The 6,014-nt window shown below is 58.5% G+C and carries 6 protein-coding genes; 2 read left to right on the forward strand and 4 right to left on the reverse strand.

Features of this window, described 5'->3' with window-relative positions; translation table 11 throughout:
- The coding region (locus VBE63_RS23580) for an AAA family ATPase (RefSeq protein ID WP_323685461.1) at window positions 1–425 on the reverse strand (425 nt) is incomplete at its 3' end.
- Between the two features lie 238 nt (window positions 426–663).
- Entirely contained in the window at window positions 664–1,356 is a 693-nt protein-coding gene (locus VBE63_RS23585) for a hypothetical protein (protein ID WP_323685462.1), read from the reverse strand.
- Window positions 1,357–1,536: 180 nt separating this feature from the next.
- On the opposite strand from VBE63_RS23585, the gene VBE63_RS23590 reads away from it, so the two are divergent.
- Window positions 1,537–2,371, forward strand: a protein-coding gene (locus VBE63_RS23590) for an IS5 family transposase (protein ID WP_323685466.1) whose coding sequence is annotated in 2 segments (ribosomal slippage) — window positions 1,537–1,914 and window positions 1,916–2,371 — 834 coding nt in all. Because the reading frame shifts where the segments join, the coding sequence is not laid out codon by codon here.
- A gap of 555 nt (window positions 2,372–2,926) precedes the next feature.
- On the opposite strand, the gene VBE63_RS23595 is transcribed toward VBE63_RS23590, so the two are convergent.
- Both VBE63_RS23595 and VBE63_RS23600 read right to left on the reverse strand, forming a co-directional pair.
- Window positions 2,927–4,558, reverse strand: coding sequence for an exonuclease domain-containing protein (locus VBE63_RS23595; protein ID WP_323685463.1), 1,632 nt, complete (start codon window positions 4,556–4,558; stop codon window positions 2,927–2,929).
- Window positions 4,559–4,579: 21 nt separating this feature from the next.
- Entirely contained in the window at window positions 4,580–5,755 is a 1,176-nt protein-coding gene (locus VBE63_RS23600; RefSeq protein ID WP_323685464.1) for a leucine-rich repeat domain-containing protein, read from the reverse strand.
- Window positions 5,756–5,780: 25 nt separating this feature from the next.
- On the opposite strand from VBE63_RS23600, the gene VBE63_RS23605 reads away from it, so the two are divergent.
- Window positions 5,781–6,014: hypothetical protein (locus VBE63_RS23605; RefSeq protein ID WP_323685465.1), on the forward strand; the 234-nt coding region annotated here is incomplete at its 3' end.

A 6,014-nucleotide genomic window follows, 5' to 3' on the forward strand; every position in this document is an offset into this window, starting at 1 on the left:
GCGTGTTCGTGAGCGCGCGCGATCAGTTCGCTGAAACAGCCTGGGATATCCTTGTTCTCCCAGTTGCAATCGATCCCAAGCCGCTGACCGTTGGTGTCGATCAGTTGCCGGATGCGCCGATCCAGCTCGACACGGCTCTGGACCACACCGGCAGCGAAGTCGAGCAGAATGACCGGATGACACTGAGTCCAGTCCCATTGGTCATGGATGTGCAGGCCGCGAAACAGCGCCTCGTTGCCCTCGAACAGCTCCTTGAGCGTATCGACGAACAGGCTCTTGCCGAAGCGGCGTGGGCGCGAGAGGAAGTAGACCCCGGCTTGTGTGGCCAGCGCGTGGGCCTCGACGGTCTTGTCGACATAGGTGAAGCCGCCTTCGCGAATCTTGCGGAAGGTTTGGATGCCGATCGGGAGCTTTTGCTGAGACATAAGGCTTGGTGTGATGACCGCTTGCTGACTGTGCGGGTCATAGCATGCGCGCGGCCTTGGTGTTGATCTATGGGCGATCGACGATGATCCAGACAGCGAAACGGCAACTGTAGTGGAGGATGAGGCAAGGCCGGATAGTAGGAGTGCTGACACAAGCGCCTTTGGCGTTGTCTGGCTGAACAAACCTGAGCGTTCAGTTCTAATAATTCGACTAGACTTCTTTTTCTGTTAGGCCCTACTACGTGACAATCTGTGGTTTAACAGCTCGGTCTACGACGGAATTGGTTTTGTCATGAAGAAACTTCATAATTTTGCGGACTGATTCTGATGCCTGATCCACATAGCTAACATCAATGTCAATTTCGCTTCGCTTGACATCTATGCCCGGAATCTTTCCTAGAGCAGCGGCTTGGTCTTTGGTGAGCATAGAAACTTCACCATTATGATGCACAAGAGCATTACGCACAGCCAGAAGCTTCTTGATTGGATCCCAAAGATCATTGGGCGTTTGAAATGACCCATATCTCTCAAGAAAGACCTTTCGAGCGCTCCACGGATCACCCTTTAAATCAGAGGCTTTAAACAAAATCTTCTCGTGCAGAGCGATAGTCAGTCGATTGCACTCCCGCTTCATTCCGCTTTCCAGTAGAGATGTGAGAAATATTATGTGAGAGAATCGCATTCTCTTGCGATAGTAGTCGACAGTGACAATCCCGCTGTCGTTGATCTCCTCGGCCCCAGCAGCAATCTGTTCTTGAATGTATTTTTGCTCCTCTACATCCATCTGCAACCAGGTTTCTTCCGTTTCCCTGCGAAACCACCAAAAAAGGTCTAATTCATAGGTCTCCAACGAGTGGCGCCCCTTCAATTCAGAGAGAAAATGCTCTCGCATAGCGCGCTTTAAGTGATTAGGTATAGGTCCAAGTTCCATGTGCGCCTCATTTTTGAACTAACAGTGCATTTAGGACTAACTTATGATGGTCAGGGGTTAGACTTCGATCCGCCTGACCCTCAGAGGCTGTTTGGAAACTAAAGCCTTGATTTTTATGACATCATCTCCATGATCTTCGGCGAGAAGCGGTTCACTCGCCAGTTCATTGGGGGTCTTGCAATGAATCCAGAGCAGCATCCAACGCGCAAGGGCTATGATAGCGACGTCACCGAAGCGGAATGGGACATCATCGGTCCACTCCTCACTGAGGCCCAGGCGACGATCAAGGGTCGCCCAGTTGAACATGATCTTCGCGCCGTGCTCAATGCCATTTTCTACGTCAACAAGACGGGCTGCCAGTGGCGATCGCTGCCGAAGGATTTCCCGCCCCACTCGGTCGTGTTCTATCACGACACCAAGTGGCGCAAGGACGGCACCTTGGAGATCATTCACGACGTGTTGCGGCAGCTTGCACGCAAACGCGCCGGGCGTCACCCACAACCATCAGGGGCGATCATCGATAGCCAAAGCGTCAAAGGCACCCCCGGAATCCCGCGTCGAATCCGGGTTCGACGGCGGCAAGCTGATCCAGGGTCGCAAGCGACACATTGTCGTCGATACAATGGGTTATCTAATCGTCGCGGTCGTACACTCGGCGGGGATCAACGATGGCAAAGCCGCCCCCGAGGTGCTGGAGAAGCTGTTTCAAGCCGCCAACACCATCCGGAAGATCTGGGCCGACAGCGCCTACATTGGCCGAGAACTCCACGACTGGGTACTTGCCCGGTTCCAGTGCGTCCTCGAGGTCGTGAAAAAGCAACAAGGAGCAAAGGGCTTTCATGTCCTCCCCCGTCGATGGGTGGTCGAACGCAGTTTCGCTTGGTTCTCTCGCGCACGCCGTTTGAGCAAAGACGACGAGCGTGATCCGAATTCGAGTCAAGCACAAATCTATATCGCGTCAATCCGGCTTCTACTTCGCGACCTCTGCGACAATCAGATTGCTTATGCAACGTGATTGATATGAAACCCATTCCCTCCGACTTTCTAAACAGCCTCTTAACCCCCTACTGCTCTTTTTAAACCTATTTCGCTTCAAGTTTCCCCCTAAGGATCTCGGTAACCAGAAGGCTACCTAGCCGACCGATCGCTAAGCAACACGTTTTGCACCATTAAGTCCCGTATGATTTAGATAATTGTACTCGCCGCTACCCGAAATCTAGCCTAAATGTGGACGCCCGCTTACTTCCCCAAGCAATAGCGTGCCGTGCTCAATCCATGCGCCTCGGCCCGCGACAGTAGATCGCGGCTCATACGCTCCAGCACCGTATAGTCATTCGCCCTGACTCGCGGATACGAACATCCCCTGGAATCTGGGGCTTTGGGGCAGTATTGTCCGGCGATTAGGTCGAGCGGCCATATGCGTGCGCCGTCCAGTCTCGGCCAGACCTGTGCTCGGACGTGGCACCAGCGAGTTTGATGAGGATTCGTGGTTATAGTTGGCGGACATGGGCAAGGAACCCCCTGTAGTCTAGTCTGGATTGCACAAAAAGATCGGCGTTGGCGGGTTCGATCAATCGGTCAGAATCTCAGGTGATCCGGTCAGTGTGGTGATTTCGGCGGCCAGTCGGTCGGCTTCGGTTTGCAGGGTCGCGATCTCGGCGCGCAGTGTCTCGGCCTGGGCGTCGGCGACGTTGTCGAGCAGTTCCGGGCGCTGTTGGCTGAGGCGATGGAGTTCGTAGTCGTGGCTCTCGCGCAGTCGGGCCAGTTCCTCCAGGGTCGCCAGAATCCGCCCTTGCAGGCTGTCGTAGAGTTGGCGCAGTTTGGTCAGGTCGGCGTCGTCGCTGAAGTCGAGGCCGGCGAGTCCCTGACGGGCGAGGAAAGCATTAGGGTCGCGGGCGATCTCGCGCAGGCGGTCGATGTCGCCCTGGTCGCGGGCTTGGTTGATCTCCTGCATCAGGCGCTCATGGATGGCCTGACGTTCGGGATCGTGGGCGTAACGGTCGGGATGGTAGAGCTTGACCAGTTGGCGAAACAGGGTCTTGAGTTCGCGCGCTTCGTCCTCGGTCAGTTCGCGTTGCTGGCCGGCTTCGGCGGCGGCGTCTTCGTACTCGCGCTCGGTGTCGGCTCGGGCTTGGGCATAGTCGGCGGTGGCGGCTTCGGCGGCGTCCTCGCCTTCGATCAGCAGCAGGTCGAGATAGCGGCGGCGGTAGTCGATGACGATCTGTAAGGCGTCGCGGCGTTGGTAGAGCGGGCGCAGACGCTCGAACAGGCGGGCCTGGATCACGGCGACGGTCTGATGTTCGCGGGCAGATTCGGCTTCGAGTTCGGCCAGTCGGGTGCGGGCGGCGTCGATCAGGCGGTTGAGGGTTTCGCGTTCGGGGTCGCGGTAGAGGATCAGACCGGCGCCGGTTTCGGAGTCGAGGTCGATGAGCAGGGTCGCGGGCGTGATGGGGTCGGATTTGAGGGCATCGTCGAGTCGGTCGAGATACCAGCGGCCCATCTCGGCGCTGCGCGGGGTGCTGGAGGCGGCGAGCCATTCGAGCCAGCCGCGCAGGTCGGCGTCGTGGCGGGCTTCGCGGAAGTCGCGGCCTTTGTATTTGCCGAAGGCGAGGCGGGAGGGAAACCAGGGGGCTTCGGCGTAGGCGCTCAGGGTCTCCCAGGTGGTGAGTCCGCGCGCCTCGGCCAGCGGGCGCAAGACCTGTTGCAGCAGATCGACGACGGTTTCGACATCACCCAGGGCGGTATGGGCGCCGCGTGCGGGCAGGCGGTAGAACTGGCGCAGAGTCTGGAGTTTGCAGTTGCCCGCCGGTACGGGGTCGAGCAGGCGTTGGGCGAGACGCAGGGCGCAGAAGCCGTGGCGACCGATGGGGGCGCGGCCCAGGCGTTGCCATTCGGGGCGCAGGACTTGATCGAGGTCGTAGCTCAGATTGTAGGCGACCAGTGGGCGCGTTTCGGCGTAGTCGGCGAAGGCGTCATAGACGGCGGATGGCGGTTCGCCGTCGCGTTCGAGGATCTCGCGGGTGTAGCCGTTGACGCGCGCCGCTTCGGGCGGGATGGCGACGCCGTGATCGAGCAGGCGCACGAAGGGTTCGCCCTCCGGCTCCCAGCCGCGCATCCGCTGGGCGGCCAGCTCGACGACGAAGATCGGCGGCTTGAAGCCGGTGGTCTCGGTGTCGAGGAGGAGCCAGGGGGTGGAGTGCATGGGTTATTGCCTCCATTGCCTTCAGACTTTGAGATTGGCGGGGGGATTGATGAGGCGGACGGATTTATCGCACGAAAGGTAAATCAGCGCTGGCACTGACGACAGATCCAGCTCGGTGAGTTGGTTGCCACCGCAGCGGAGTTCAGTTAGCCCAGGCACAGGCGTCAGATCCAGGTCGGTTAGAGGATTGTCGTCGCAGATGAGGTCGGTCAGTCCCGGTACCGGTGTCAGATCCAGGTCGGTGAGTTGGTTGGATTGGCAGTAGAGCGTGGCCAGCCCTGGCACTAGTGTCAGATCCAGATCAGTAAGTTGGTTGCCACCGCAGGCGAGGTGGGTCAGCCCAGGCACAGGCGTTAGATCCAGATCAGTTAGAGGATTGCCGCCGCAGTAGAGGTCGGTCAGTCCCGGTACCGGTGTCAGATCCAGGTCGGTGAGTGCGTTGTCGCCGCAGTAGAGCGTAGTTAGCCCCGGTACCGGTATCAGATCCAGGTCGGTGAGTTGATTATCCCAGCAGTAGAGCATGGTCAGCCCTAGTACCGGCGTTAGATCTAACGCGGTAAGTGCATTGCCCGAACAGTCGAGATTGGTTAGCTCCGGTACCTGCGTTAGATCCACTTTGGTAAGTTTATTGACCGCGCAATTGAGCGAGGTCAGCCTCGGCACCGCCGAAAGGTCGATTCGCGATAATCCAACGTCGCGGCAATGGACGCGCTTTAGATAAAGCAGATCAGGACGCCATGCACTGTCAGGCTTAGGCCATGTGCCTTTCAACCCCAAGGTATGGATCAATAACCCGTCCCGCCACGGCTCTGGCACAACCGGCAGACGCTCGAAATCCCAAACCAAGCTCTGAATGTCACCATCCTCAGCAGCAAAAACGATGGGGTTAAGATCATCGTCTTCTTCAGGCTCTAGCTTTGACTCCTCCAACTGCTCCAACTGCTCCAACACCCATTCCGGCGCTTTCCCCAACGCCTCCGCCCAATCCAGAATCTGCCGATAATCCGGCTCGCGCAGCACATACTTCCCCAAGCGATAGCGGGCCGTGCTCAACCCCTGCACCTCGGCCCGCGCCAGCAGATCGCGGCTCATACGCGCCAGCACCGGATGCGTGCGCCGTCCGGTCTCGGCCAGCCCCGTGCCCGGACGCGGCACCAGCGCATTCGATGAGTATTCGTAGTTGACGTCAGCGGACATCGGCCAGTGACTCCCCCATAATTTGATGGCGCAAGCCTACCACCATCCGTGCCAGATGCAGGAGGCTGATGACGGCCCGCAATCCGTACGCTTTCGCGCCGCCGCCATCATCGAACAGGTGCGCATCCGGGGGCCGCGCGCTTTGACCGCTCGCGACCTCGGTCAGCCCCGTCGCTGCGTGTTGACGGTACATCCCGCCTCCATCATGAACGATCTTCATTGGATACGCCGCCAGTCGGCCTGGATCAGATTACGCGCG

Source organism: Lamprobacter sp. (genome assembly GCF_034860625.1).
Lineage (GTDB): Bacteria > Pseudomonadota > Gammaproteobacteria > Chromatiales > Chromatiaceae > Lamprobacter.